Here is a 2,434-nt window from a genome sequence, read left to right on the forward strand (position 1 = left end):
AGAGGGTGAAAGCCCCGTACGTGAAAGCTGATGAGACTGAGCAGGATCCAGAGTACCACGAGACACGAGAAACCTTGTGGGAAGTCAGGGGGACCACCCCCTAAGGCTAAATACTACTTAGTGACCGATAGCGCATAGTACTGTGAAGGAAAGGTGAAAAGGACCCCGGGAGGGGAGTGAAAGAGAACCTGAAACCCTGTGTCTACAAGCTGTGGGAGCACCTTATGCGTGCAACCGCGTACTTTTTGTAGAACGGTCCGGCGAGTTACGCTTACTGGCAAGGTTAAGCACTTCAGGTGCGGAGCCGTAGGGAAACCAAGTCTTAAGAGGGCCTTAAGTCAGTAGGAGTAGACCCGAAACCGGGTGATCTACCCATGTCCAGGATGAAGCTGCCGTAAGAGGCAGTGGAGGTCCGGACCCACATCCGTTGAAAAGGGTGGGGATGAGGTGTGGGTAGGGGAGAAATTCCAATCGAACCCGGAGATAGCTGGTTCTCCTCGAAATAGCTTTAGGGCTAGCCTCGGTCATGAGTCTTGTGGAGGTAGAGCACTGAATTTCCTAGGGGGCGTCAAAGCCTACCGAAGAATATCAAACTCCGAATGCCATGTAGACAAGACCGGGAGTCAGACTGCACGAGATAAGTTGGGCAGTCAAAAGGGAAAGAGCCCAGACCTTCAGTTAAGGTCCCAAAGTGTACGTTAAGTGGAAAAGGATGTGGGGTCTCGAAGACAACCAGGATGTTGGCTCAGAAGCAGCCATTCATTCAAAGAGTGCGTAATAGCTCACTGGTCGAGAGGCCCTGCGCCGAAAATGTCCGGGGCTGAAACGTACCACCGAAACTAAGGGATCCGTAAGGATCGGTAGAGGAGCATTGCATGCGGAACGAAGCAGTACCGTAAGGAGCTGTGGACTGCATGGAAGAGAGAATGCCGGAATGAGTAGCGAGATAGAGGTGGGAATCCTCTAGGCCGAATATCCAAGGTTTCCAGGGTAAAGCTGATCTGCCCTGGGTAAGTCGGGGCCTAAGGCGAGGACGAGAGTCGTAGCCGATGGACAACAGGTGGAGATTCCTGTACTGCGGTATGACAGAACTGTGGGGACACGTAAGGAAAGCGGAAGCCGGGAATGGAAAGCCCGGTGCAAGCGGGGTACCAGTCACTTAGGCAAATCCGGGTGGCAATGGGAAGCCGTGATGCGGAACGAAATATAAGTAGTGAAGTCCGTGAGCCATGCGTCAAGAAAAGCCGCTATTGTTTATACCGTACCCGTACCGTAAACCGACACAGGTGGATGAGGAGAGAATCCTAAGGCCGGCGGAAGAAGCATTGTCAAGGAACTCGGCAAAATGACCCCGTAACTTCGGGAGAAGGGGTGCCACTGAGAAGTGGCCGCAGAGAATAGGCTCAAGCAACTGTTTAGCAAAAACACAGGTCTATGCGAAACCGAAAGGTGAGGTATATGGGCTGACGCCTGCCCGGTGCTGGAAGGTTAAGAGGAGAGGTTAGACGCAAGTCGAAGCTTTGAATTTAAGCCCCAGTAAACGGCGGCCGTAACTATAACGGTCCTAAGGTAGCGAAATTCCTTGTCGGGTAAGTTCCGACCCGCACGAAAGGCGTAATGATTTGAGCGCTGTCTCGACAATGCATCCGGTGAAATTGAAGTACCAGTGAAGATGCTGGTTACCTGCGCCAGGACGGAAAGACCCCATGGAGCTTTACTCCAGTTTGGTACTGGGGTTCGGTATTGCATGTACAGGATAGGTGGGAGGCTGAGAAATGGTAACGCCAGTTGCCATGGAGCCGCTGTTGGGATACCACCCTTGCAGTATTGGACTTCTAACCAGCCGCCGTAATCCGGCGGTGGGACAATGCCAGACGGGGAGTTTGACTGGGGCGGTCGCCTCCGAAAGGGTATCGGAGGCGCCCAAAGGTTCCCTCAGAATGGACGGAAACCATTCGAAGAGTGCAAAGGCAGAAGGGAGCTTGACTGCGACACCGACGGGTGGAGCAGGTACGAAAGTAGGGCTTAGTGATCCGGTGGTATTAAGTGGGAATGCCATCGCTCAACGGATAAAAGCTACCCTGGGGATAACAGGCTTATCACTCCCAAGAGTTCACATCGACGGAGTGGTTTGGCACCTCGATGTCGGCTCATCGCATCCTGGGGCTGTAGTAGGTCCCAAGGGTTGGGCTGTTCGCCCATTAAAGCGGTACGCGAGCTGGGTTCAGAACGTCGTGAGACAGTTCGGTCCCTATCCGGCGTGGGCGTAGGATATCTGAGAGGAGCTGTCCTTAGTACGAGAGGACCGGGATGGACGGACCGCTGGTGTACCGGTTAGACTGCCAAGTCTACGGCCGGGTAGCCAAGTCCGGAAGGGATAAACGCTGAAGGCATCTAAGCGTGAAGCCCCCCTCAAGATGAGATGTCCCATTCG

Annotated in this window: 1 rRNA gene; it reads left to right on the plus strand. The window is 53.8% G+C overall.

From position 1 onward, the window contains the following. Positions 1-2,434, plus strand: a 23S ribosomal RNA gene (locus ACTQ50_RS19435); the annotation flags it as partial.

The sequence above is a fragment of the Blautia sp. Sow4_E7 genome, from assembly GCF_052116245.1.
Classification (GTDB): domain Bacteria; phylum Bacillota; class Clostridia; order Lachnospirales; family Lachnospiraceae; genus Blautia_A.